Genomic DNA, 25,343 nt, shown 5'->3' on the forward strand with positions numbered 1-25,343 from the left:
AGGTATTATTTGGTTAGTTGAATTGTATTTTCAATTGATGATTCTCCGTTAATAATATGGGTTATGGGCAAACGCATCATCATCGCCTTTTTTGACTTTGATAGTTTAGCCTGTTGGTTGCTATAGGTTGAAACTTCAGTATCAAACCTGTATATAACTGTATACGTAGCATTATTAAATACCGCTTTATCAGCGGATTTTAAGGTATTAAAATCTTTTTTTAGTTTGGGCGCATATGCAAAATGCCTCTTAAATAATTTGGAAGCCAAATTAAAATCGTACGATTTAAAGGTACCTTTCATACGCTGCTTATCCCAAAGACTTTGTGAAAAGCTATTGATATTATCTACTTGTTTAAAATTACAACCGAGTGTAATAATATAACTATCATAATCTACGGTATAGGTAACATTTGAAATGCCATTGGCTTTTTTAAGCTCTTTAACCAAATATGTAACCTCTTCGGTAATAGCTGCTTTAGAGGGCACTTTATAGCCTTGTACGCTATCTAAAAGCATCACAGAAGCCAATTTAGACTTGCTTTGACTAGCATTAAAGGTGAGTAAAATTTTACCCGATCCATTTTCATGCAGGGTTACCTCTTCTATAATCTCAAAACACGAGGTAAAGACTACGGAAATTAGTAGTATTAAGAAGATGCGCACGGTAAAATTTCTCATTATTTAACAGGTAGTTGTGCCAAATATAAAAATTTACCTGCAAACCATATAAAAAAAAGCTCCCGATATTGGGAGCTTTAAAGTATCTTATTCTTTTTCTTTCATTTCGAAAGTTTCCATGAACTTAGTGGTATAATTACCCGAAACATAAGCCGGATCATCCATTAATTGTCTATGGAAAGGAATGGTAGTTTTAATACCTTCAATTACAAACTCATCTAAAGCACGCTTCATTTTATTGATAGCCTCTTCTCTAGTTTGAGCAGTTGTAATCAATTTAGCAATCATAGAATCGTAATTAGGCGGAATTACATAATCACTATACACGTGTGTATCTAAACGTACACCATGACCTCCTGGTGCGTGTAATGTAGTAATTTTACCTGGTGACGGTCTAAAATCGTTATAAGGGTCTTCCGCATTAATTCTACATTCAATAGAATGTAATTTAGGGAAGTAGTTTTTACCAGAAATTGGCACACCAGAAGCCACTAAAATTTGCTCTCTGATTAAATCGTAGTCAATAACCTGCTCTGTAATCGGGTGCTCTACCTGAATACGAGTGTTCATTTCCATAAAATAGAAATTACGGTGTTTATCAACTAAGAATTCAATAGTACCAGCACCTTCATACTTAATAAACTCTGCTGCTTTTACAGCCGCCTCACCCATTTGCTGACGTAATTCGTCTGTCATAAAAGGTGAAGGAGTTTCTTCTGTAAGTTTTTGGTGTCTTCTTTGTACTGAACAGTCTCTTTCAGATAAGTGACAAGCTTTACCGTACTGGTCTCCAATAACCTGTATTTCTATATGGCGAGGCTCTTCAATAAGCTTCTCCATATACATACCATCGTTACCAAATGAAGCAGCAGCTTCTTGTCTAGCGCTTTCCCATGCTTTTTTAAGATCCTCTTTTTTCCACACGGCGCGCATACCTTTACCACCACCACCGGCAGTAGCTTTTAGCATTACCGGATATCCCATATCCGTTGCCAGTTGCTCAGCTACCTCATAAGAAGGTATAATACCATCAGAACCAGGTACCGTAGGTACACCAGCTTCCTTCATGGTAGCTTTTGCTGTAGCCTTATCACCCATTTGGTCAATCATTTCTGCAGAAGCACCAATGAATTTGATACCATGTTCAGCACAAATTCTAGAAAAATTGGCATTCTCAGAAAGGAAACCATATCCTGGGTGAATAGCATCTGCATTGGTAATTTCTGCAGCAGCTATAATATTAGGAATTTTCAAGTATGAATCTTTACTTGGAGCGGGTCCTATACAAACCGCTTCGTCTGCAAATCTAACATGAAGACTTTCTGCATCGGCAGTTGAATAAACTGCTACGGTTTTAATCCCCATTTCTCTACAGGTTCTTATAACACGTAGGGCAATCTCTCCTCTGTTAGCTATTAATACTTTTTTAAACATCTGTCGAATTCTTAAATGTGAATGTTACTTTTATCAAACTCTTACACCGGTATGTTGGTTACCGGCAGAACACAATCAATTTAAAATTCTTAAGACGGATCTACTAAGAATAAAGGCTGATCGAACTCTACAGGACTTGAATCATCTACCAAGACCTTCACAATTTTACCTGAAACTTCAGATTCAATTTCGTTGAAAAGTTTCATTGCTTCTATTACACAAAGCACATCTCCTTTAGAAATAGTACTACCTACTTCAACAAACGAAGGTTTGTCTGGTGATGGCTTTCTGTAGAAAGTTCCAATGATAGGAGATTTCACAGTTATATATTTCGAATTTTCATCTTCTTTAGTTTCTACTGCAGCAGCAGGTGTTGAAGGTGTTACTGGCTGCGGAGCCGGTGCTTGAGGTAATGCCTGCCCCATTGGAATTTGCTGTAGTACTCTAGTCTCTGTTTTAGACTCTTCTACACCAGTTTTAATGGTAATTTTAACATCCTCCATCTCCAGTTTTACTTCACTGGCGCCAGATTTGGCTACAAATTTAATCAGATTTTGAATATCTTTAATATCCATAATTTTAGGTTTTATTTTATGAATTATAAGCCCATTTGATATAAATGGACCCCCAAGTAAATCCTCCACCGAAAGCAGCGAAGACTAGGTTATCTCCTTTATGAAGCTGCTTCTCGTAATCGTTAAGTAATAAGGGTAACGTTGCAGAGGTTGTATTTCCGTATTTGTGTATATTAATCATTACCTTATCTTCAGCAACTCCCATACGTTGGGCAGTAGCATCGATAATTCGTTTGTTAGCCTGGTGTGGTACCAACCAGTTAACATCTTCATCAGAAAGTTCATTACGCATCATAATTTTCTCGGCAACATCTGCCATGTTAGAAACCGCATGTTTAAATACGTTTCTTCCATCTTGAAAAACATAATGCTGTTTGTTTTTCACAGTTTCTTCTGAAGCTGGTAATAAAGAACCACCTGCTTCAATTTTTAAAAACTCTCTTCCTATACCATCACTTCTAAGGTATTCATCTACAAAACCTAATCCTTCATTATTAGGTTCAAATAATACAGCTCCAGCACCGTCTCCAAAAATAATACAGGTTGCACGGTCAGTGTAATCTAAAATAGACGACATTTTATCTGCACCAATAAGCAATACCTTTTTATATCTTCCAGACTCTATATAGCTGGCCGCTGATGACATTCCGTATAAGAAACTAGAACAAGCTGCTTGCAAATCAAATGCAAAAGCATTGGTAGCCCCTATTTCAGATGCCACATAAGCAGCAGTTGCTGCAACAGGCATATCAGGTGTAGCTGTAGCTACAATAATTAAGTCAATCTCTTCTGCTTTAATACCTCTTTTTTCAAGTAGGTTCTCGGCAGCCTTAATGGCCATATAAGAAGTTCCCTTGTTTGGGTCTTTTAAAATTCTTCTTTCTTTAATACCTGTTCTAGTGGTAATCCATTCATCGTTTGTATCAACCATCGTTTCCAAAATGGCATTGGTTAATACAAAATCAGGCAGGTACGCTCCTACAGCGGTTATGGCTGCTGTTATATTTTCCATAAATACGTTTTTTCAAAAAAGCAAAACAGATGCAAAATTAAGTGAAAATAGTAAAAAAACACCATTTTTTTGAAAAAAAAGGATTTTTTAACCCCAAAATGCTCATATACAAAAAACTCTCACATATGTGAGAGTTTTTTAATGCCTTTCTAAAAATTAAGCTACTTCTTCCTCAGCGTTATCAATTAACACCTGACCTCTGTAGTATAATTTTCCTTCGTGCCAGTGAGCTCTGTGATAAAGGTGAGCCTCTCCTGTAGTAGGATCAACAGCTACTTGAGGAGCAGATGCTTTGTAGTGCGTTCTTCTCTTATCTCTTCTGGTTTTTGATACCTTTCTTTTAGGATGTGCCATCGTTCAATCTTATTTATCCGTTAATAGTTTTTTTAGCGTATTCCACCGAGGATCAATATCGTCCTCGTCATTCGTCTCTTGTTTTTCTTTAGGCTGAAGTTCCTCCAGCTTTTCTATAATATCCGATGATAGTGTTCCATCTTCTACCCCCGGGTGTATTCTTTTTGCAGGTACCGAAAGCACAATCATTTCATACATATATTGCGCTACATTTACTTGGTACTCTCCATGTGGTAAAATGAGTAATTCTTCATTATCATCATTAAACTCATCTCCAAATTTAACCACCATCATTAAAGTCCCTTTTACTGGTAAATCAAAAGGTTCACTGGAAACATCACAATCAACATTTACCGTTCCTTTCGATTTAAAATGCAACTCTAACATAGAAATTTTCTTATCTAAAATCACTTCTACATTAATAGACGCACTATTAAACTCAGTAAAACCAAACAACTCAAAGAACTCATTATCAATTGAGTACTGAAACTGGTGTTTCCCTTCCTTTAAACCTACAAAAGGAATATTGTATTCCTTAAACTTGTCCATCTTAACATCAGTTTAGAGCGTGCAAAGATATAAATTTTTATTTACGCTGATAATTTTATCAACATTTTTTTATATCAATTGTTAATTGTCAGATTTAACTAACGGGTTTGCACTTAGTAATTTATAATCTTCTCTATTATTAAATATCTTTATGGCAGCAAATACAGCTTCAATAAATGACGACTGATCTGCCTCTCCTTTTCCTGCAATTCCGTACGCAGTACCATGATCTGGTGAGGTACGCACCTTACTTAAACCAGCAGTATAATTAACCCCTTTACCAAACGACAAGGTTTTGAAAGGTATCAACCCTTGGTCATGATAAGCCGCAATTACAGCATCAAATTGCTTGTAAGAATCAGACCCAAAGAAACTATCTGCCGCATACGGACCAAATACCATCTTACCTTCTTCAAACAGTTTTTTAACCGTAGGCTTCATTACCGTGTCATCCTCATTTCCTATAACTCCATTATCTCCACTATGCGGATTAATACCCAACATAGCAATTTTTGGTTTCTGTATAGAAAAGTCCTCAATCAAACATTTCTCAACCGTAGCAATTTTTCTTTCAATTACTTCCGGTGTAATAGCACCAGCTACATCTTTCACCGCAACATGATCTGTCAATAATCCAATACGTAACGTATCAGATATCATAAACATTAAGCTATCACCTTCAAGCTCTGTTGCCAAATAATCGGTATGCCCAGGAAAATTAAACTCTTCGTTCTGTATGTTATACTTATTAATAGGTGCTGTAACCAACACATCTATCTCATCTGCTTTCAAAGCAGCCACCGCTGCCTTTAAAGATTGTAATGCAACATCTCCTGCAGCTTTGGTTTCTTTACCAAATTCTACATTAGGTATATCTTTAATAACATTTACCACGTTCATTTTACCATGAACAATCTCAGAAGCGTCAGAAATACCAACAAAATTGGTACTCAATTTAAAAACCTTCTTCTGAAACGAAAAAGTTTTTGTAGCACCAAAAACAACTGGAGTACAAAATTCCATCATTCTTGGGTCTTCAAAAGTTTTTAAAATTACCTCTATTCCTATACCGTTAAGATCTCCAATAGATATACCTACTCTAATCTTATTTTCTTTTTCACTCATATAAAATTCTCATTTCTTTTAATCAGCATCCATCCAACAGCATCAATTTACTATTTTTGATTTTTTAAATCTAATACAAAATTAACTAAATATATTTAGAATATGTTTACAGGCATCGTAGAAGAATTGGGGAAAGTTATTTCTTTAGAAAAAGAACAGGATAATTTACACATCACTGTTGCAGCCCAAATGACCAAAGAACTTAAAATAGACCAAAGTGTATCCCATAATGGGGTATGCTTAACTGTTGTTAACATAGACAAAGACAATTACACTGTTACAGCTATAAAAGAAACTCTAGACAAAACTAACTTAGGTACTTTAGAAGTTGGCGAACATATAAATTTAGAGCGTGCTATGATACTTGGCGCAAGATTAGACGGACACATAGTTCAAGGACATGTAGACCAAACCGGTACTTGTACAGCAATAGAATCTCAAAACGGAAGTACGCTTTTCACTTTTGAATATGCAGACACCTACAAAAACATTACTATAGAAAAAGGAAGTATTACAGTAAACGGCACTAGCTTAACCGTTATTAACGCAAGTAAAACCCAATTTAGTGTAGCAATAATACCCTATACTTATGAGCACACTTGCTTTAAAAACTTTAAAGTAGGATCTAAAGTAAACCTAGAATTTGATGTGGTGGGTAAATATATAGCGCAACTGAATGCGTATAAATATGTTTAAGCGATAGCTTTCGCCTTTTTTATATAGCGGTAACCTCCATACAGCATCCCCAAAAATAACATAGGCATAATCCATGCATCAATTGGTAAACCAACTGGTGGTGGTGGTGCTCCATTAGGCTGCGGTGCTGGGGGGTCAACTGCAAACATTGGCGCACTTAGTAGGCTAAGTAGTATAGCTAAGATTGTTTTATTCATATTTTTATAGTAACGAACCATGACAAAAGTATAAATAATTTGAAATAAAACTTAAAAAAATCGTTCAACATCCTTAAACTTTAGGTGAAGTTTAGGTAAAGAGCCACAGAATACCAACTTATACTTATATACGGAAAAACGAAGTGTAGGGTTCAAAAAAAGTCAATATTTTTTTTAATTCATAATTTTTACCCCTGTTTTTCTCATTCCTGACAAAATTAATTTGCCATTTTTTCATTTTATCAAAAATCACTTAGGATATTCAAATAAAACTTTTATATTTGTGTAATCGATTACATAAATACTATTTAACCATGACAACACACGAATTCAGATATGCATCTCACCCTGTAGATGCAAGGTCATACGGAACCGAAGAACTTAGAAATCACTTTTTAATAGAAACCTTATTTGAAGCAGACAATATAAAGCTTACCTATTCTATGTATGATAGATACATTGTTGGAGGAGCAATGCCTACCAATGAAGCTTTAAAATTAGAAACTATTCCATATCTAAAATCAGAAAACTTTCTTGATAGAAGAGAAATGGGAGTGATTAACGTTGGAGGTAAAGGAAAAATTACTGTAGATGGTGAAGTATTTGAACTATCTAAAAAAGAGGCCTTGTATATTGGTAAAGAATGTAAAGATGTAATTTTTGAAGCTGTAGATGGCGAACAACCATTATTTTATATCAACTCAGCACCTGCACATACGAAGTTCCCTAATAAAAAAGTTGGCAAAGAAGATGCAGAAGTTATTGAGCTTGGTGATGAAAAATATGCCAACAAACGTATCTTAAATAAACTACTTGTAAATAGTATTGTTAAAACATGCCAATTACAAATGGGGCTAACAGAATTACTTCCTGGAAATGTATGGAACACCATGCCAGCGCATACACACAGTAGAAGAATGGAAGCCTATTTTTACTTTGACCTTGAAGCAGGACAAACTATTAGTCACTTCATGGGTGAGCCAGAGCATACACGCCATATATTTTTACAAAGCAACCAAGCGGTGTTATCTCCTGAATGGTCTATCCACTCTGGGTCTGGTACATCAAACTACTCTTTTATTTGGGGTATGGCTGGGGAAAACCTAGATTATGGAGATATGGATTTCTGTGCTCCAGACGAATTAAAATAACCACTACCAAAACAAAGCATACTATATGAACTTATTTAACCTACAATCCAAAAAAGCACTTATTACAGGAGGCACACACGGTTTGGGTATGGCTATGGCAGAAGGACTTGCAGCTGCAGGTGCCGAGCTTATAATTACCAGTACCACACCTGAAAAACTAGAAAATGCCTTAGCGCATTATACCTCTAAAGGTTTTAAAGCTACTGGGTTTATTTTTGATGTAACCGACGAAAAGGTGGCTGCTGAAAAGGTAGCGGAAATAGAAGATACCGTTGGTGCTATTGATATTTTGATAAACAATGCAGGAATTATAAAAAGAGTACCGGCAGAAGAAATGGAAATTTCTGAGTTTAGAAGAGTTATAGATGTAGACTTAGTAGGTGCTTTTATTATGGCGCAATTAGTTGGTAGACGCATGATAGAACGTAAAGAAGGTAAAATTATAAATATCTGTTCTATGATGAGTGAGCTTGGTAGAAATACGGTTTCTGCTTATGCTGCGGCTAAAGGTGGCTTAAAAATGTTAACTAGAAATTTAGCCACAGAATGGGCTAAACACAACATACAAGTAAACGGTATTGGTCCGGGGTACTTTGCTACCTCACAAACCGAGCCCATAAGATATGATGGGCATCCGTTTAATGATTTTATTGTTTCAAGAACTCCTACAGGCAGATGGGGCGACCCTGAAGACCTACAAGGAACCACCGTTTTTCTTGCTTCTAAAGCAAGTGATTTTGTAAACGGACAAATAATTTATGTAGATGGTGGGATATTAGCTACCATCGGAAAACCTAGTAACGAAAAATAAACTTTGTTAAAATGAGTAAACCATTTATACATGATAATTTTTTGCTAGAAAACAGCTTTGCAGAAGAGCTGTACCACAACTATGCTAGCAAAATGCCGATTATAGATTACCACTGTCATTTAACACCAAATGACATTGCTAATAATACACAATTTGAGAACATCACTAAAGTATGGATCTATGGCGATCATTATAAATGGAGAGCCATGCGTACCTTAGGGGTTAACGAAAAATACATTACTGGTAACGCTACCGATAAAGAAAAGTTTGAACAATGGGCTAAAACGGTGCCATATACCATGCGTAACCCTTTATACCATTGGACACATTTAGAGTTGGCACGCTACTTTAATGTAACCGATTTACTAACCGAAAAAACTGCCGATAGTATTTATGCCACTACTGCAGAACAACTAAACCAGCCAGATAACAGCTGTTTAGGGTTATTAAATAAAATGAATGTAGAAACGGTGTGTACTACAGAAGACCCTACAGATACGTTACAGTACCATCAACAATTTGCAGCTAGCGAAAATCCTTCGCTGTACATGAGCACTTCTTTTAGACCAGATAAATCTATTCTAATTGATGCCGATACGTATACCGATTATTTAAAAGCTTTAGGTGAAGCTGCCGATATAGAAATTACAACGTTTGAGAGCTTAAAAAATGCACTACGCGCTCGTATAGAATATTTCCACAAGAATGGTTGTAAATTATCAGACCACGGTTTAAACTTTATTCCTTTTGAAAGTTTTACAGAGAGTGAAATAGAAGCTATTTTCTCTAAACGTTTGAGTGGTAAAGCACTTTTAACTGAGGAATCTCATAAATTCCAAACCGCTATTTTACTATTTTTAGCAGAAACCTATCATGAGTTTGGTTGGGTACAACAATTTCACCTTGGTGCCTTACGTAACAACAACAAACGAATGTTAAGTTTACTAGGCCCAGATACCGGATGGGATTCTATAGGAGATTATTCGCAAGCGGAAAACCTATCTAAGTTTTTAAATACATTAGATGGTAAAGACAAGCTTACAAAAACCATACTTTACAATCTTAACCCGGCAGATAATGAAGTATTAGCTACTATGATTGGTAACTTTAATGACGGTAGCGTAAAAGGTAAAGTACAGTTTGGATCTGGATGGTGGTTCTTAGACCAAAAAGATGGCATTATTAAGCAAGTAAATGCATTATCTAATATGGGACTTTTAAGCTGCTTTATTGGTATGCTTACCGATTCTAGAAGCTTCCTATCATTCCCAAGACATGAGTATTTCAGAAGAGTTATTTGTAACTTATTTGGAGACGAAATTAAAAGAGGCGAATTGCCTAACGATATAGAGTGGATAGGAAAAATTATTCAAGACATCTGTTATAACAATGCCAAAGAGTATTTTAACTTTCCGGTAAACGCAACAAAAGAGGTAGTAATTTAATTTCTTAATACGGTGAAAAAAATTGTAGCATTAGGCGAGCTGTTGTTAAGGTTATCTACTAAAGATTACCTTAAGTTTTCGCAAGTAAATGAGTTCAATGCAGATTTTGGAGGTAGTGAATTAAACGTACTTACCAGCATTGCAAAATTTGGGTTACCTGTTGAGTTTATTACCAGACTTCCTAAAAACGACATTGGGGAAAGTGCTCTAATGGAAATGAACAAATATAAAGTAGGTACTGGCCATATACCCATGGGTGGTGACCGCTTAGGTATTTATTTTCTAGAAAAAGGAGCATCTATTAGAGGTAGTAAAATTGTTTATGACCGCGCCCACTCTTCCTTCTCTACTATTCAAAAAGGGATGATAGATTGGAAAGAAGTTTTTAAAGATGCCAACTGGTTTCACTGGTCGGGTATTACACCAGGGGTTTCTCAAGAAGCTGCCGATGTTTGTATGGAGGCCATTGAAGTTGCCAATGAAATGGGCTTAACCGTTTCTACCGATTTTAATTACCGTGCCAACCTTTGGAAATATGGCAAAACTCCGCAAGAAATTATGGAGCCTATGGTTGCCAAATGCCATGTTGTTTTAGCAGGAGATTACGCCTCTAAACAATACTTCGACATAGACCCTGAAGGAACTACTGAAAAAGAATTACTAATCTCATTATGCGAAAAGCTAAGAAACAGATTTAGCAGTATTCAAAAAATAGCTATTACCAACCGTGGTAGCATTAGCGCATCTCACAATACTTGGTCGGCTGTTTTACATGATGGCACTACCTTGCACGAATCAGAATCTTATAACATAACCCATATTGTAGACCGCATAGGTGCGGGAGATAGCTTTATGGGAGCTTTAATTTACGGATTAAATACCTACGATGACGCTACAGCACTAAACTTTGCAGTAGCCGCTTCTTGCTTAAAACACACCATTTACGGCGATGCCAATTTGGTTTCTAAAGAAGAAGTAGAAAATCTTATGGGTGGTGATCAATCTGGTAGAGTACAACGATAAAACTAACAACTGATGAAAATATATTCACGAATAGAAGTTGCCTTACAAATGGAAAAAACAGGACTGGTTCCGTTGTTTTACCATGCCGATGTAGAGGTAATGCAAAAAGTAGTAAAAGCTTGCTACGATGGTGGTGCTTGTTTATTTGAGTTCACTTCTCGCGGTGCCTTTGCTCATGAAGTATTTGCCAGCTTAATTAAATACTGTTCAAAAGAATGCCCTGAAATGATTTTAGGTGTAGGCTCTGTTACAGATGCTGCTACTGCTTCTATGTACATGCAGTTAGGCGCAAGTTTTATTGTAACACCTGTATTTAGAGAAGATATTGCCATTGTATGTAACCGAAGAAAAGTTTTATGGTCACCTGGTTGTGCTACGCTAACAGAAATTGCCACAGCAGAAGAATTAGGTTGCGAAGTAGTGAAACTATTTCCGGGAGGTACTTATGGAGCTAATTTTGTAAAAGCCATTAAAGGGCCTTGCCCTTGGACTAAGATTATGCCTACCGGAGGTGTATCCCCTACCGTTGAGAGTATTTCTGAATGGTTTAATGCAGGTGTAACCTGTGTAGGTATAGGCTCTAAACTAATTAATAGCCAGGTAATAGCCAACAACGATTATAAAGGATTGGCAGATAAAGTAGCTGAAACATTGGCTATAATTAAGCAATATAAAAAGTAACCTAAGCCAAGGCTAACCCTTGTGTAATAGTTACAAATTAAGTTCTTATTTCGAGAGAAGCCTTACGGCATATAGGCTCGATTATAAAGTAAACTAACTAACAATAGTATGCTTAACCTCTTTATAGCCAGAGGCGCATACTAACATTTAAAAACTATAACGATTTCGTAACACAACAAGCTGACTAGCATAACATTAAAACAACCAATAATAGCGCATTAATCGTATTCAAGAAGTGTAATTAATGTGCATAAAACATCATTTTACTATGAAAGCAACAGCTAAAACAACTACTAATTTCCGATGGTTTATTTGTACCATGCTCTTCTTTGCTACTACAATTAATTACATGGACAGACAGGTTCTTTCGCTTACTTGGGCAAATAACATTGCACCTGAGTTTCATTGGACTAATAATGACTATGGAAACGTAACTGCTTTATTCTCTATATTCTATGCGATAAGCATGCTTATTGCCGGACCACTTATTGACTGGTTGGGCACTAAAAAAGGATTTTTATGGGCTATTGGTATATGGTCTTTAGGAGCCTGTTTACATGCTTTTTCAGGTATTTTTACCGCAGGGTATATTACAGGAGAATGGGTATTTAGTTTTAGTGGTGCTAAAGAAATTATTGAAGGGATAGGAGAAGTAGGTACTGTAGTATCTATTAGTGTAACGTTCTTTATTTTTTCAAGATTAGTATTAGCCTTTGGTGAAGCAGGTAACTTCCCGGCGGCTATTAAAACAACAGCAGAATATTTCCCTAAAAAAGATAGAGCTTTAGCTACTAGTATTTTTAACGCTGGGGCTACCGTTGGGGCACTTGGTGCCCCACTTACCATACCCTTTATAGCCAATGCTTACGGCTGGGAAATGGCATTTATACTTATTGGTGCTTTAGGATTTATTTGGATGGGTGTATGGATTTTTGTGTATGATAAACCAGAAACCCACAAAAGAGTATCTAAAGATGAGTTAGCATACATCCAACAAGATAATGATATGGATGAGCCTACAGCAGATGGTAAAAAACGCGGGGTGAACATTTTAAAATGTTTTAACCATAAACAAACCTGGGTATTTTTAGTAGGTAAATTTATGACCGATGGGGTTTGGTGGTTTTTCCTTTTCTGGACACCAGCTTATTTAAGCGCTATTTACGATATGAATGATACCGAAACAGCATTACCACTATTTATCTTATATGCTATTACATTACTAGCTATTATAGGTGGTTGGTTACCTAGTTATTTTGTAAATAAAGGAAAAGAACCTTATGATGCGCGTATGAAATCAATGTTCATATTTGCACTCTTCCCTTTATTAACATTGTTTGCACAACCTTTAGGGCAAATAACCTATTGGATACCTATTGTAATTATAGGTATTGCAGGTGCTGCCCACCAATCTTGGTCGGCTAACATATTCTCTGTAGTAGGAGATTTATTCCCAAGAAGAGCCATTGCAACCATTACAGGTATAGGAGGATTAGCTGGTGGTATAGGTTCTTTCTTTATCAATAAAGGATCGGGTATGTTATTTGATTATTCAAAAAATACCCAAATGACCTTCTTAGGCTTTAAAGGTGAAGAAGCAGGTTACTTTATCATATTTTGTGTATGTGCAGTAGCTTACATGATTGCTTGGGTTGTAATGAAATCACTTTTACCTAAGTACGAACCAGTTACCGATTTATAAATGAAAATATACTTTTAAATTATTACAGCGTAATTTAAATAGATAAAAAGCTTTAACTAATTTAGCATTAGCTAAAGAATAGGTAGTTTAATTTAGAAAGGCGTTGGAAAATGTACGTTTTCCAACGCTTATAAAAACAAAACCCATAAAACCTAAAACGTATGTCAGTAGAAAATAATACACGCTTACTAACCAGAGCAAATGTTGGCCTGGAAGCAAAATTACCTATCAAGGTAATACAATTTGGCGAAGGTAATTTTTTAAGAGCCTTTGTAGATTATGCTATTCAACAGCTTAATACAAAAGCTGGAAAATCTTTTGGGGTTTCAGTTGTGCAACCGATTGCACAAGGAATGGTGAATATGCTAGAAGAACAAGATGGACTATATACCCTATTTATGAAAGGGGTTAAAAAAGGAGAAGAAATTCAGGAAAAAGAATTAATCTCTAATATTGTTAGCACTATTAATCCATACACTGATTATAATGCTTATTTAGCACTAGCAAAAGAAGAAGGACTTGAGTTTATCATTTCTAACACTACAGAAGCAGGAATTGCGTATGTACCTTCTGACAAACCTGATATGCAACCACCGTCTTCATTCCCTGCTAAATTAACGTATTTGCTATACAAACGATTTGAGCATTTTAATGGAGCTGAAGATAAAGGAGTTACCATTATACCTTGTGAACTAATTAACTACAATGCAGACACCTTAAAAGATTACATTTTTAAGTATATAGATGATTGGAGTCTAGATGGTGAATTTAAAGTATGGTTAAACAATACTTGTACCTTTCATAATACATTGGTAGATAGAATTGTACCTGGATATCCGAAAGACCAAATTGAAGAGTACAACGCTCAATTAGACTATAAAGATAACCTTATTGTAACAGCAGAAGTTTTCTTCTTATGGGTTATAGAAGGTGATGAAAAATTAAAAGAGAAACTGCCATTTGACAAAACTGATTTGAATGTATTGGTAGTAGAAGATATGCAACCATACCGTACCCGTAAAGTACGTATTTTGAATGGTGCACATACCAGTATGGTACCATTTGGTTTATTATACGGTAAAACAACCGTTAAAGAAACGGTAGACGACGAGTTTACAGGAGACTTTATACAAAAAGCAGTGTTTAAAGAAATTATTGAAACACTGGATATGGAAAAAGAAGCACTAGATAAATTTGCCGAAGAGGTATTTGACCGTTTTAGAAATCCGTTTATTAAACATAATTTATCCAGTATTGCACTCAACTCTATTTCAAAATTTAAAGTACGTGTATTACCAAGTTTATTAGGCTATGTTGAAAAACATGAAAAGCTACCTGTTCATTTAACGTTTGCTTTTGCTTGTCTTATCCGTTTCTACAAAGGAGATTGGAATGGTAGTACAATGCCTATTAATGATGATGCTACAATTGTAGACTTTATACAAAAAGCTTGGGCTACCAATGAGTATGCAACCGTTACAGAAAAAGTATTAGGTAATAGCCTTTTCTGGGATAAAGACCTTACCAAAGTAGACGGGTTAAGCAAGGCAATTACATTAGCACTACAAGAACTAGATGCTAATGGTGTGAAAGTAGCCTACGGAAATTTTAGTCAACTATACGCATAACACCAAAACCATGCAAAAGAGATTAATTAAAGTACATAAAGATGACAATGTAGCGGTTGCCTTAACTAACTTAAAGGCAGGCGAAACCATTGTACTAGAAGACACCGAGTATACGGTACTAACCGATACCAAAGCAAAACACAAAATTGCTACTACTGATATGGCCGTTGGAGATGAAATAATCATGTACGGAGTATTGGTGGGTAAAGCAAGTGAGTTTATTGCTAAAGGAGGGGTACTTACTACAGAAAATGTAAAGCACCAAAGTGCAAAAGTATCAGGTAAAACCGCCGATTTTAATTGGACAGCTCCAGATGTTTCTAAATGGAATGATGCCACCTTTATGGGATATCACCGTGAAGATGGCCAAGTAGGCACTGCTAATGTATGGTTATTCTTTCCGTTAGTATTTTGTGAAAACAGAAACATTGAAGTGCTAAAAGAAATTTTTGAAAAAGAATTGTTGCACCAAGATGTTAGTAAACACAGACGTTTATTACGCTCGCTTATTAACAATACAGGAGACGACACTCCAGAAGTTGAAGAAAGTACCAGAGTTTTTGAAAATGTAGATGTAAAATTTATTACCCATCAAGGAGGTTGTGGCGGTATTAGACAAGACTCTGAAACACTTGCTAGATTACTTGCTGGTTACGTAAACAACCCAAATGTAGCCGGGGCTACAGTATTAAGTTTAGGGTGTCAAAACCTACAAATACAAATATTTAAAGATGCGTTAGCAGCTATTAGTCCAGATAGCTCTAAACCTGTACTTATTTACGAACAACAACAAATGGGTACGGTAGAAGAAATGCTAAACGTAATTATACAAGACTCTTTTGAGGCTATCAAAAAGGCCAATAATATAGAGCGTAAGCCTACTCCTATCTCTAAACTAAAAATAGGTTTAGAATGTGGCGGGTCAGACGGATTCTCAGGTATTTCAGCCAACCCAACCCTAGGTCATGTATCAGATATTATGGCGGCTGTAAAAGGTACAGCTATCTTATCGGAATTCCCTGAGCTTTGTGGTGTAGAACAAGAATTGGTTAACCGCTGTGTAGATACTGAGAAAGCTGATAAATTCTTAGAATTAATGAAAGCTTTTGAAGCTTCTGTAGTAGCTGCCGGTTCTGGTTTTGATATGAACCCATCACCAGGAAATATCAAAGATGGGCTTATTACCGATGCTATGAAATCAGCCGGTGCGGCTAAAAAAGGAGGTACTTCACCAGTAGAAGATATTTTAGATTATGGAGAGTATGTTACCAAATCAGGTCTTAACTTATTGTGTACACCGGGTAACGATGTTGAAAGTACAACTGCCATGGCAGGTTCTGGTGCAAACATTATTCTCTTTACTACAGGATTAGGCACCCCTACTGGGAACCCAATTACCCCAGTAATCAAGGTATCATCTAATTCAGAAATGGCTATTAAAATGCCTGATATAATTGATTTTGACTCGGGTGCTGTAGTACGCGGTGAAAAATCTATAGAAGAAATGGGTGATGAACTTATGGAGTTTATCATAAAAGTAGCTAGTGGCGATATAGAAACCAAAGCTGCTAAACTAAACCAAAGTGATTTTATTCCTTGGAAACGAGGAGTTTCGTTATAAGAAAATATTGAGTTATCGTTCTAACTCATATTTGTTTGTTGTTTGCTGTTAACTTTGAAGAGGACTTTCTCACGATTAATTCGGGGGAAAGTTCTACTTTTTTCATAATCTTTAAGTTAGGCTCTTTCATCTGTTCTAAAAATACGCGCGCTGCAGTTTTACCCATCTCTACCGGTGACTGATCTACTGTTGACATTGATAACTCCATAAACTGTGTAAACGGTTCATTACTAAAACCTACCACAGCAAAATCATCGGGCACTTTAATTCCTAAGACATTCAGTTGTTGTATGGCACCCAAGGCTGCATAATCACTAGCAGAAAATATAGCATCTGGGGCATTCTTAAGCTTAAGCAATTTTTTTATTGCCTTTTCCCCTGCGTCTATATCACTTTTCGTGGTAATTAAATAGTCATCATTATATGCAATATCATGATCTTCTAAAGCCTGCTTATAGCCCTCAAATCGATGTTTGTAAATAGGTAAAGCCAAATCAACAGTAGCGTGGGCAATACGTGTACAGCCCACATCAATTAAGTGTTTAGTAGCCATATACCCCCCTTGAAAATCGTTTATCGTAACGGTACTCACACCATCCATTTCTTTTATTCTATCAAAAAACACAAGCGGTGTGTTACTTTTAAGTATTTTTTTAAAATGACGCACTTGTTGCGTGGTCTTAGAAACCGACATTAAAATACCATCTACCTGTGCATTCAATAAATTCTGTACGGTTTCCTCTTCCTTTTTAGCATCTTCATGTGTCTGACAAATAATTACATGATAGCCCTTAGGGTATAACTCTTCTTCTATACCTCTAATAATAGATGAGAAAAAGTTTCTATTAATAAAAGGAACAATAACCCCTACATTATGACTTTTACCACTTTTTAAAGCTAATGCAAAACGGTTTTGTTCATAATTCATCTTCTTAGCTGTTTCCATAACCAAGGTTTTGGTGGCTTCGCTAATTTTAGGATTATTATTAAGTGCTCTAGAAACTGTTGCCGCGGTAATATTTAATGCCTTGGCAATATCATATATGGTAACTTTTTCTTTCATCAGAAGAACTTTAAATGGCGAATATAGATAAGTTTTGATTAAAGTTTGTGTAATCGATAACATTTACCTGAAACACAAATTACTAAAACGTTGTAATATACTATAAATTTCCCAATAAAAACAGGAGTTTTGACAATATGAAACTTATCATTGCTAAATTTTACCTATCAGTCATTTTTTTTATGTAAAAATTTGATTTTTCATATTATTTACTTAGATTCGTGCAATCGATTACATAATTCAGGTTTTTAACAATTAAAATCTTATGTTTAGAAAGATCTCAACCAACAGATTAACCAAGGTATTTACTGTACCATTATTGGCCCTTTTTGTAGCAAGTTGTGCAACAGACACTAAAAAGGATTCAAAAGAAAATGGTTCTTCCCCTATGGATACCGCATGGAAACAAGCAGAAAACATTATTAACACCGTTAAAGCACCTACTTTTAAAGATAAGGTATATAACATTACCGATTTTGGAGGGGTTGCTGATGGTACCACTAAAAATACAGAAGCTTTTAAAAAAGCTATTGAAACCTGCCATACCGAAGGAGGTGGGACTGTTTTAGTACCAGAAGGCACTTATTTAACAGGTGCAATTCACTTAAAAAGTAATGTAAACCTACATCTTAATAAAGGTGCAGAGGTATTATTTTCTAAAGATACTTTAGATTATTTACCTATGGTGCACACTTCTTATGAAGGGGTAGAATTAATGAACTACTCCCCTCTTATTTATGCCAAAGGAGCTAAAAACATTGGCGTAACTGGTGAAGGTACATTTAACGGCCAAGCTGATAATACCAATTGGTGGCCTTGGTGTGGTGCTGGGCATTACGGTTATGCAGAAGGCACACCAGCGCAACGTGCACCTCACAATTTACCGAGATTACGCACTATGAATGAGAATAACACTCCTGTAGAAGAGCGTACTTTTGGTCCCGGACATCAACTAAGACCATTATTTTTTCAAGTACTGGAGTGCGAAAACGTTATCGTGCAAGGGGTTACTTTTACAAACGCACCATTCTGGGTAATTCATCCATTAAAATCACAAAACATATTGGTAGACGGCGTTACCGTTAACAGTCACGGGCCAAATAACGATGGTTGCGACCCTGAATATTGTAAAAATGTAGTAATTCAAAATTGTACATTTAATACCGGTGATGACTGTATAGCCATTAAATCGGGTAGAAATAACGATGGTAGACGCGTAAACATACCTAGTGAAAATATAGTAGTTCAAAACTGTACCATGGCCGATGGGCACGGAGGTGTAGTTATGGGTAGCGAAATATCTGCTGGCGTACGCAATGTATACGTTAGAGACTGTAAAATGGATAGCCCTAACCTAGATAGAGCTATACGTATTAAAACAAACACCTTAAGAGGTGGCTTTGTGGAAGGCGTTTATGTAAAAGACCTTGAGGTTGGCCAAGTAAAAGAAGCAGTACTAAAAATAAACACCTTTTATGGTATTTATGAAAACCAAGAGGGTGAGTTTATGCCAACTATTAAAGACATCTATCTACAAAATGTAGCGGTTAAAAATGGTGGTAAATATGGTATCTTAATTAAAGGTAGACCACAAGCTCCTGCTAAAAACATTACGCTAGAAAATGTAACTATTGAAAAAGCTCAAAACGTTACTTCTATAGAAAATGCAGAAAATATAACATACATCAATACTCACATAAATCAACAGTTAATGAAATAAACCTAGTCAATTTAAATAATACTAATCCAAATATAAATTTTTTACATCATGAGATTTAATTCATTCAAGCTAGTAACCACCCGTAGGTTACTAACTATAATCTGCACATTTTGCCTAGTGCTACTCACAGGCACTATGTCTGCGCAAACTTCGCGCACTATTACAGGTACCATAGTTGAAGAGGGTACTAACATACCGCTTCCTGGGGTTAATGTAATAGAAAAAGGCACAAGTAACGGTACTTCAACAGACTTTGACGGAAACTTTTCGATTACCGTTTCTAGTAATGATGCTATTCTGGAGATTAGCTACATTGGGTTTACTCCACAAGAATATAGCACCGAAGGTATAACCACATTAGACATTGTTCTAGTACCTAATACCGAAGCATTAGACGAGGTAGTTGTTGTTGGGTATGGTACACAGAAAAAATCTGATTTAACCGGTGCTATTGGTAGTGTAGATGCCGAAGCAATTACCGAAAGAAACATGACCAACCCTTTAGAGGCTTTACAAGGTAACGTTGCCGGGGTTCAAATTAGCAACTCAACTGGTAGAATTGGTGATGGTTTTAATATTTCTATTCGTGGTAACGGATCGCTAGGTAATGGTAACTCACCATTATTTGTAGTAGATGGGGTGCCTACTGATAATATTGACTTCTTGAACCCACAGGATATTGCTCAGATGGATATTCTTAAAGATGCATCTTCTACTGCAATTTACGGTTCTAGAGGGGCTAATGGGGTAGTTATGATTACTACTAAAAACGGTACTCAAGCTAAAGGTGGTTTGTCGGTGTCTGTAGATAGTTATATTGGTTTTAAAGAAACTGCCAGACTTCCTGAAATGATGGACGGGCAAACATGGTGGAGATATCACCAATCTGCTTATTTAGCTACTGCCGCTACAGACCCTAACACAGGTACTGTTACAGAACAAACTTTATATGATGCTGTTATCAATACAAACAACTCAGAACTTTTAAGAAGAGCTACTGAAAATGAGTACTATGACTGGTACGACATTATGCTTAAATCTGGTTTTCAAAGTAATAACTTCGTAAATGTATCGGGTAGAGCTGATAATGGTTTAGGATATAACATTGGTTTAGGGTACCAAACAGAAACTGGTAACATAGAAAATGAATCGTTAGATAAATATACCTTCAATTTAGGTTTAGATCATCGTATTAACGAAAAACTTACCTTAGGAGCTAGCATGAAAGTTTCTTTAACTGATAACCAAAGAGGTAGTGACCAAGCAATGCGTGATGCTTTCCGTTTAAATCCGTTTTTAAGTCCTTATGGCTTAGATGGAGAGCTATATGAACTACCTGGTAAGCTTAGAGATGCCGACGGTAATTTTATCATCAACAAAACAAGTACTTATAACCCAGTACTTACCGTACAAAATACAACAGACGAAATTAGAAGATGGAGAGCTATTGGTAACGCTTTTATACAATACAAACCAATTGAATGGTTAACCTTAAAATCTAATTTCTCTTCATCAATGTCTAACTACAGAAGAGGACGTTATTGGGGACTACGCTCAGAAAGAGGTGCTTCTTTAGGCGAAGCTTCTGCTGATATTAATAAGAATGAGAACTTTAACTATACTTGGGATAACCAAGCTACAATTGACTATACTTTTGAAGATAAGCACGCCTTTAACTTCTTAATGTTACAGAGTATTTATGTAGACAGATCTGAGAATACTTCACAGTTTGCAAATGGTTTCCCTTTTGATACAGGATTCTATAACACAGGATCAGGAGCACAGAGTTCTTATAACATTGGATCTGGATACTCCAAAACACAACTTAGCTCATATGCACTACGTTTAAACTATGTGTACGATGACAAATACCTATTAACAGTTTCTACTAGATGGGATGGTTCTTCTTTATTCCCTGAAGAATATCGTTGGGATAGCTTCCCTTCTGCTGCTATCGGTTGGAGAATTAGTCAAGAAGAGTTTTTGAAAAACAACAAAACTATTTCTAACTTAAAACTTAGACTTAGTTACGGTTACAGTGGTAACAATGTAATAGACCCATACTCTACTGTAAATACTCTTGATGGCCAAACCTATTATGATTACAATGGAACTGCTGCAAACGGATGGATTCCTACAAGTTTATCTAACAGACGTTTAGCTTGGGAAAAAACAAGAGAATATAACTTAGGACTTGATTTTGGAATTTTTAAAAGTAGAATTTCTGGATCTGTTGAATTATACGATCGTTTATCAGAAGACATCTTAATGAGTCAAGATTTACCAAGTGAATCTGGTTGGCCAAGTATCAACTCAAATGTTGGTAAAGTGAGTAATAAAGGTATTGAAGTTGCCTTAAATACAAACATTATTAACTCTGGTAAACTAAGATGGGATGTAAACTTAACGTATACCAAAAACGTTAATGAGATTAAAGAACTATATGACCAAACAGAAGATGATGATATAGGTAACGGATGGTTTATTGGTGAAAACATAAACTCTTATTATAACTATGTTTTTGATGGGGTTTGGCAAGCAGACGAAGCAGCAGAAGCAGCTTCTTACAACCAATCTGAAGGACAAGCAAAAGTGAAAGATATCAACGGTGATGGGCAAATTACACCAGATGACCGTGTGATACTAGGTAACCCAGACCCTGATTGGGCAGGTAGTTTATTTACCAAATTAAGTTATGGTCAGTGGGATTTATCTGCTTCAATTATAACTAACCAAGGTAACTTTGTATATAGTAACTTCCACTCAAACTTTACAAATGTTAGAGATAGAGGTAGACAAAAACAAGACATTTACTGGTACATTCCAGAAAACGATGCAGGGTTACCAGCACAAGCTTCAAACAGTTATCCACAACCACGTAACGAAGGTACTTACTGGATAAATGATAATGTTGGTTACTACCGTGATGCTTCTTTTGTAAAAGTTAAAAATATTTCACTAGGATATAGAGTACCAAAATCAGCACTTGAAAAAGTTGGAAACATCAAATCGTTAAGACTTTACGCAAACGTTTTAAACCCGTTTGTATTTACAGATTATGACGGATACGATCCTGAATGGGCAGGCGCTAGTTTAGGTACAGGTAGAGTAAGTTTTGTGACTTACCAGTTTGGATTTAGTTTAAAATTTTAATGTGAAAACAAGATGAAGAAAATATATATAGCTATCGCTTTTTTAGGTCTTACATTTACTTCATGTAGTGACTTTTTAGAAGAGGAAAATCTTTCTAACACCACGGCAGAAGACTTTTATACCTCTGCTGTAGGATACGAAAATTTAGTGAATGCAAATTATTCTCAACTACGAGATATATACGGTGAAGAGCCTTGGTTATTCTGCGCCGGAACCGATATGTATGCTGAAGGAAGAAATGCAGAACCGCCAGGATTAAGTAGATATACTCAGTTAAACTCAACCTCAGATGGTGTTGCTTTGTTATACGATCAATGTTACGAGGCTATTCAGCTAGCTAATATGGCCATGTTTTATAGTGAAAGAACCGAGCAAACAGATGAACTATCTTCTCAAATAGGAGAAATTAAATATCTAAGAGCTAATGCATTCTTTTTATTAGTACAAACATATGGAGATGTTAGTTTGGTAACAGATTATATTCAAGAACCTCAACTACAATTCTCTAGAACTCCGGCAGAAGAGGTATACGGCTTTATAATATCTGAACTAGAAGAAGCATTAACCTTAGTAAATGATGGTGCTTTTGACGGTCATATAAAGAAAAGAGCTGTAGAGCATTTACTTGCTAAAGTATACTTAACAAGAGGATATGAAACTTTTGGCTCTACTAATGACTTTACTACTGCAGCATCATATGCAGATGCAGCTATTGACGGACAAAGCCTTACCATACCATTTAATGATTTATGGAGCCCTGATAACGAAATGAATGCAGAAACACTATTTTCTGTTCAATACGATAATAGTTCAGTTACCGTGAATCCTAGTAGTTATGGTAATCAGCAAGCCTATTTCTTTGGATCTTACCAAGGTGGGTCTGAAATAGCTGGTGATGCTCCTTATCGTTCTTACAACTTATGCCCTACTAAATATACGATAGATTTATTTGAGCAAGGTGACGAACGTTGGGAAGGTACTTTCATGGTAGAAATTTTTGACCGTTATTTTGATTACTTTGATGAAGAAGATCATACAACATTAAATGTTCACCACTACTTTGAACCAAAATGGTATGCCAACGATGCTACGTATATGGCAGATTATATTGCCAATCACCCAGGAGTAACATACCACGAGTATGATACCTACCATGCGGCAGTGAATCCGAACTTGGATAATGAAACTATAACCGTTAAAAAGTTTGACTCTCCAGATGTTCCATTTAGTGCAAGCTCTAGTGTAAGAGACATTGTATTATCTAGATTAGGAGAAACATATTTAATAGCTGCAGAAGCTTATTTACAAGCGGGTAACGCTACTACAGGGTTAGCTAGACTAAATGAAGTACGTCAACGTGCAGGTGTTGCAGACGCTACCCTTGCGGAATTTGACATTGACTATATTTTAGATGAAAGAGGTAGAGAACTAGTAGGTGAATACCACCGTTGGTTTGATCTTAAAAGAACAGGTACTTTAGTAGAAAGAGCTGCTATGTATCATTACTTAATTGAAGAAAGTAACTTCAATGGCTCTAACGGAGTTCAGAAAATTTTAAGACCTATCCCTCAAACTGCATTAGATTTAAATCAGAATCAGGATTTCCCACAAAATCCAGCTTACGAATAGTTTTCATATTTAATTTGAGTTAAACACTAAAGAAGCCTGTACATACTGCAGGCTTCTTTTCTAAAAACATAAACACAACTAAATCATGAAAAAAATTGTCTTTACTTTAATTAGTCTTACTACACTACTTATTGCTTGCAATGAGCAACCAAAAAAAGAAACTACTACAACCGAAAAACAACAAACAAACACAAAAAATTCCCCAACCTATGCAGAGCTATCTATTAGAGCTGGTAAAGATTGGGAACCTAAAAAATTTGGTGGTGGAGCCTTTAAAAATGTAGACAGTTTACAACTACCTGAAGGACACTCAGACCATGCTTATTACATTCGTTATGAAGGGCCAGGATGGGAAAATAGTCAAGTAGGCTATAGATTATACTTAGACTGGAGAAACGCCATCGATATTTTTGGTAAAAAAGTAGATAGTATTGTACTACCATATGTAGGGCAAGATGATTATGAAAGATATCACCACGAAGCTCCTTGGGGTCAAGATATATTAAAAGCAGGGAAATCTTTAGGAATTGGAAGCTTTGGCCGTTTTATGAATGATACTGTTGCGCATTTTAAAAATGTAGACAAAACCGTTTGTTACGTAAAAAATGATACTGGAAAATCTACTGTAAGCATTTCTTATACAGGATGGCATACCGGTGAGGTATCTACAGATTTAGAAGCTAATTTAACCATCTATCCTGAAGACCGTTTTACAAAGACAGAAATAACTTCATCAGAGGCTTTTGAAGGTTTCTGTACTGGTATTGTAAAGTTCAAAGACATCCCTTTAAAAGAAAAAAAGAGTGCTAAAGGTACTTGGGGTTATATAGCCACTTATGGCACACAAACTTTGGTTAGTGATACCGATAAACTAGGAATGGCAGTATTTTACAAAACTGCTGAAGTAGCTACAACTCAAGAAGGGCCACACGACCACTTAGTGATATTTAAACCCTTTACCAATACTATTACTTACTATTTTACAGCAGCTTGGGAACAAGAACTGAATGGTATTACAACAGAAGAAGATTTCTACGCGTATTTAGATAAAAAACTAGAAACTCTGGATGTTACCGGAGCTTTAAACAAATAAG

General features: G+C 36.0%; 22 protein-coding genes. 13 read left to right on the top strand and 9 right to left on the bottom strand.

Features of this window, described 5'->3' with window-relative positions; genetic code table 11:
- Window positions 1-5: 5 nt before the first annotated feature.
- The 7 genes from Y10_RS01970 to pdxA all read right to left on the bottom strand — a co-directional run bounded on the left by Y10_RS01970 (window position 6) and on the right by pdxA (window position 5,729).
- Complete coding sequence (locus tag Y10_RS01970; protein ID WP_281763684.1) at window positions 6-680, bottom strand: hypothetical protein; 675 nt, start codon at window positions 678-680, stop codon at window positions 6-8.
- 87 nt (window positions 681-767) lie between these two features.
- Window positions 768-2,114 carry an acetyl-CoA carboxylase biotin carboxylase subunit gene (accC, locus tag Y10_RS01975; RefSeq protein ID WP_281763685.1) on the bottom strand — a complete coding sequence of 449 codons (1,347 nt, stop codon included), beginning with the start codon at window positions 2,112-2,114 and terminating at the stop codon, window positions 768-770.
- Between the two features lie 89 nt (window positions 2,115-2,203).
- Window positions 2,204-2,689: an acetyl-CoA carboxylase biotin carboxyl carrier protein gene (gene accB, locus Y10_RS01980; RefSeq protein WP_281763686.1), complete on the bottom strand. Its 486-nt coding sequence runs from the start codon at window positions 2,687-2,689 to the stop codon at window positions 2,204-2,206.
- Window positions 2,690-2,705: 16 nt separating this feature from the next.
- A complete protein-coding gene (locus tag Y10_RS01985) occupies window positions 2,706-3,701 on the bottom strand; it encodes a beta-ketoacyl-ACP synthase III (protein WP_281763687.1) in 996 nt (331 codons plus the stop codon).
- Window positions 3,702-3,857: 156 nt separating this feature from the next.
- Window positions 3,858-4,055 carry a 50S ribosomal protein L32 gene (gene rpmF / locus Y10_RS01990; protein ID WP_281763688.1) on the bottom strand — a complete coding sequence of 66 codons (198 nt, stop codon included), beginning with the start codon at window positions 4,053-4,055 and terminating at the stop codon, window positions 3,858-3,860.
- Between the two features lie 9 nt (window positions 4,056-4,064).
- On the bottom strand, window positions 4,065-4,604 hold the full coding sequence (locus tag Y10_RS01995) for a YceD family protein (protein WP_281763689.1): 540 nt from the start codon (window positions 4,602-4,604) through the stop codon (window positions 4,065-4,067).
- Window positions 4,605-4,685: 81 nt separating this feature from the next.
- Window positions 4,686-5,729: a 4-hydroxythreonine-4-phosphate dehydrogenase PdxA gene (pdxA, locus tag Y10_RS02000; RefSeq protein ID WP_281763690.1), complete on the bottom strand. Its 1,044-nt coding sequence runs from the start codon at window positions 5,727-5,729 to the stop codon at window positions 4,686-4,688.
- Between the two features lie 102 nt (window positions 5,730-5,831).
- On the opposite strand from pdxA, the gene Y10_RS02005 reads away from it, so the two are divergent.
- Window positions 5,832-6,425, top strand: coding sequence for a riboflavin synthase (locus Y10_RS02005; protein WP_281763691.1), 594 nt, complete (start codon window positions 5,832-5,834; stop codon window positions 6,423-6,425).
- On the opposite strand, the gene Y10_RS02010 is transcribed toward Y10_RS02005, so the two are convergent.
- Window positions 6,422-6,622 carry a hypothetical protein gene (locus Y10_RS02010; protein WP_281763692.1) on the bottom strand — a complete coding sequence of 67 codons (201 nt, stop codon included), beginning with the start codon at window positions 6,620-6,622 and terminating at the stop codon, window positions 6,422-6,424. The genes Y10_RS02005 and Y10_RS02010 overlap by 4 nt on opposite strands.
- Before the next feature lie 314 nt (window positions 6,623-6,936).
- Here Y10_RS02010 and kduI point away from each other — a divergent pair, with 314 nt between their 5' ends.
- From kduI to Y10_RS02050, 8 genes are all read left to right on the top strand, one after another.
- Complete coding sequence (kduI, locus tag Y10_RS02015; RefSeq protein ID WP_281763693.1) at window positions 6,937-7,773, top strand: 5-dehydro-4-deoxy-D-glucuronate isomerase; 837 nt, start codon at window positions 6,937-6,939, stop codon at window positions 7,771-7,773.
- A 25-nt stretch (window positions 7,774-7,798) separates the two neighbouring features.
- Window positions 7,799-8,584 (top strand): gluconate 5-dehydrogenase, encoded by a 786-nt coding sequence (locus Y10_RS02020; protein ID WP_281763694.1) that lies wholly within the window; start codon window positions 7,799-7,801, stop codon window positions 8,582-8,584.
- 11 nt (window positions 8,585-8,595) lie between these two features.
- Window positions 8,596-10,029: a glucuronate isomerase gene (gene uxaC / locus Y10_RS02025; protein WP_281763695.1), complete on the top strand. Its 1,434-nt coding sequence runs from the start codon at window positions 8,596-8,598 to the stop codon at window positions 10,027-10,029.
- 12 nt (window positions 10,030-10,041) lie between these two features.
- Complete coding sequence (locus Y10_RS02030; RefSeq protein WP_281763696.1) at window positions 10,042-11,052, top strand: sugar kinase; 1,011 nt, start codon at window positions 10,042-10,044, stop codon at window positions 11,050-11,052.
- A gap of 12 nt (window positions 11,053-11,064) precedes the next feature.
- Complete coding sequence (locus Y10_RS02035) at window positions 11,065-11,733, top strand: bifunctional 4-hydroxy-2-oxoglutarate aldolase/2-dehydro-3-deoxy-phosphogluconate aldolase (protein ID WP_281763697.1); 669 nt, start codon at window positions 11,065-11,067, stop codon at window positions 11,731-11,733.
- 268 nt (window positions 11,734-12,001) lie between these two features.
- The gene (locus tag Y10_RS02040) at window positions 12,002-13,435 is read left to right on the top strand and encodes an MFS transporter (RefSeq protein ID WP_281763698.1); all 1,434 of its coding nucleotides are present in this window, start codon (window positions 12,002-12,004) and stop codon (window positions 13,433-13,435) included.
- Window positions 13,436-13,596: 161 nt separating this feature from the next.
- The gene (locus Y10_RS02045; RefSeq protein WP_281763699.1) at window positions 13,597-15,063 is read left to right on the top strand and encodes a tagaturonate reductase; all 1,467 of its coding nucleotides are present in this window, start codon (window positions 13,597-13,599) and stop codon (window positions 15,061-15,063) included.
- A gap of 10 nt (window positions 15,064-15,073) precedes the next feature.
- Entirely contained in the window at window positions 15,074-16,684 is a 1,611-nt protein-coding gene (locus tag Y10_RS02050) for a UxaA family hydrolase (protein ID WP_281763700.1), read from the top strand.
- Window positions 16,685-16,709: 25 nt separating this feature from the next.
- Here Y10_RS02050 and Y10_RS02055 read toward each other — a convergent pair whose 3' ends face one another.
- Window positions 16,710-17,747, bottom strand: a complete 1,038-nt coding sequence (locus tag Y10_RS02055; RefSeq protein WP_281763701.1) for a LacI family DNA-binding transcriptional regulator — start codon at window positions 17,745-17,747, stop codon at window positions 16,710-16,712.
- A gap of 265 nt (window positions 17,748-18,012) precedes the next feature.
- Between Y10_RS02055 and Y10_RS02060 the strand changes: the two genes are divergently transcribed.
- From Y10_RS02060 to Y10_RS02075, 4 genes are all read left to right on the top strand, one after another.
- Entirely contained in the window at window positions 18,013-19,467 is a 1,455-nt protein-coding gene (locus Y10_RS02060) for a glycoside hydrolase family 28 protein (protein ID WP_281763702.1), read from the top strand.
- Window positions 19,468-19,602: 135 nt separating this feature from the next.
- Window positions 19,603-22,620, top strand: coding sequence for a SusC/RagA family TonB-linked outer membrane protein (locus Y10_RS02065; protein ID WP_281763703.1), 3,018 nt, complete (start codon window positions 19,603-19,605; stop codon window positions 22,618-22,620).
- Window positions 22,621-22,632: 12 nt separating this feature from the next.
- Entirely contained in the window at window positions 22,633-24,249 is a 1,617-nt protein-coding gene (locus Y10_RS02070) for a RagB/SusD family nutrient uptake outer membrane protein (protein ID WP_281763704.1), read from the top strand.
- Window positions 24,250-24,334: 85 nt separating this feature from the next.
- Entirely contained in the window at window positions 24,335-25,342 is a 1,008-nt protein-coding gene (locus tag Y10_RS02075; protein WP_281763705.1) for a DUF4861 family protein, read from the top strand.
- The last annotated feature ends 1 nt before the right edge of the window (window position 25,343 follow it).

This window comes from Neptunitalea lumnitzerae, from assembly GCF_027924185.1.
Classification (GTDB): Bacteria; Bacteroidota; Bacteroidia; order Flavobacteriales; family Flavobacteriaceae; genus Neptunitalea; species Neptunitalea lumnitzerae.

Excerpts from the sequence above, each read along its gene's own strand:
- accC (WP_281763685.1), bottom strand. The coding sequence starts at position 2,114 with ATGTTTAAAAAAGTATTAATAGCTAACAGAGGAGAGATTGCCCTACGT.
- pdxA (WP_281763690.1), bottom strand. The coding sequence starts at position 5,729 with ATGAGTGAAAAAGAAAATAAGATTAGAGTAGGTATATCTATTGGAGAT.
- Y10_RS02065 (WP_281763703.1), top strand. The coding sequence starts at position 19,603 with ATGTCTGCGCAAACTTCGCGCACTATTACAGGTACCATAGTTGAAGAG.
- Y10_RS02055 (WP_281763701.1), bottom strand. The coding sequence starts at position 17,747 with ATGAAAGAAAAAGTTACCATATATGATATTGCCAAGGCATTAAATATT.
- rpmF (WP_281763688.1), bottom strand. The coding sequence starts at position 4,055 with ATGGCACATCCTAAAAGAAAGGTATCAAAAACCAGAAGAGATAAGAGA.
- uxaC (WP_281763695.1), top strand. The coding sequence starts at position 8,596 with ATGAGTAAACCATTTATACATGATAATTTTTTGCTAGAAAACAGCTTT.
- Y10_RS02010 (WP_281763692.1), bottom strand. The coding sequence starts at position 6,622 with ATGAATAAAACAATCTTAGCTATACTACTTAGCCTACTAAGTGCGCCA.
- Y10_RS02060 (WP_281763702.1), top strand. The coding sequence starts at position 18,013 with ATGTTTAGAAAGATCTCAACCAACAGATTAACCAAGGTATTTACTGTA.
- Y10_RS02040 (WP_281763698.1), top strand. The coding sequence starts at position 12,002 with ATGAAAGCAACAGCTAAAACAACTACTAATTTCCGATGGTTTATTTGT.
- Y10_RS01985 (WP_281763687.1), bottom strand. The coding sequence starts at position 3,701 with ATGGAAAATATAACAGCAGCCATAACCGCTGTAGGAGCGTACCTGCCT.
- Y10_RS02045 (WP_281763699.1), top strand. The coding sequence starts at position 13,597 with ATGTCAGTAGAAAATAATACACGCTTACTAACCAGAGCAAATGTTGGC.
- kduI (WP_281763693.1), top strand. The coding sequence starts at position 6,937 with ATGACAACACACGAATTCAGATATGCATCTCACCCTGTAGATGCAAGG.
- Y10_RS02050 (WP_281763700.1), top strand. The coding sequence starts at position 15,074 with ATGCAAAAGAGATTAATTAAAGTACATAAAGATGACAATGTAGCGGTT.
- Y10_RS01995 (WP_281763689.1), bottom strand. The coding sequence starts at position 4,604 with ATGGACAAGTTTAAGGAATACAATATTCCTTTTGTAGGTTTAAAGGAA.
- Y10_RS01970 (WP_281763684.1), bottom strand. The coding sequence starts at position 680 with ATGAGAAATTTTACCGTGCGCATCTTCTTAATACTACTAATTTCCGTA.
- Y10_RS02070 (WP_281763704.1), top strand. The coding sequence starts at position 22,633 with ATGAAGAAAATATATATAGCTATCGCTTTTTTAGGTCTTACATTTACT.
- Y10_RS02005 (WP_281763691.1), top strand. The coding sequence starts at position 5,832 with ATGTTTACAGGCATCGTAGAAGAATTGGGGAAAGTTATTTCTTTAGAA.
- Y10_RS02075 (WP_281763705.1), top strand. The coding sequence starts at position 24,335 with ATGAAAAAAATTGTCTTTACTTTAATTAGTCTTACTACACTACTTATT.
- accB (WP_281763686.1), bottom strand. The coding sequence starts at position 2,689 with ATGGATATTAAAGATATTCAAAATCTGATTAAATTTGTAGCCAAATCT.
- Y10_RS02035 (WP_281763697.1), top strand. The coding sequence starts at position 11,065 with ATGAAAATATATTCACGAATAGAAGTTGCCTTACAAATGGAAAAAACA.
- Y10_RS02020 (WP_281763694.1), top strand. The coding sequence starts at position 7,799 with ATGAACTTATTTAACCTACAATCCAAAAAAGCACTTATTACAGGAGGC.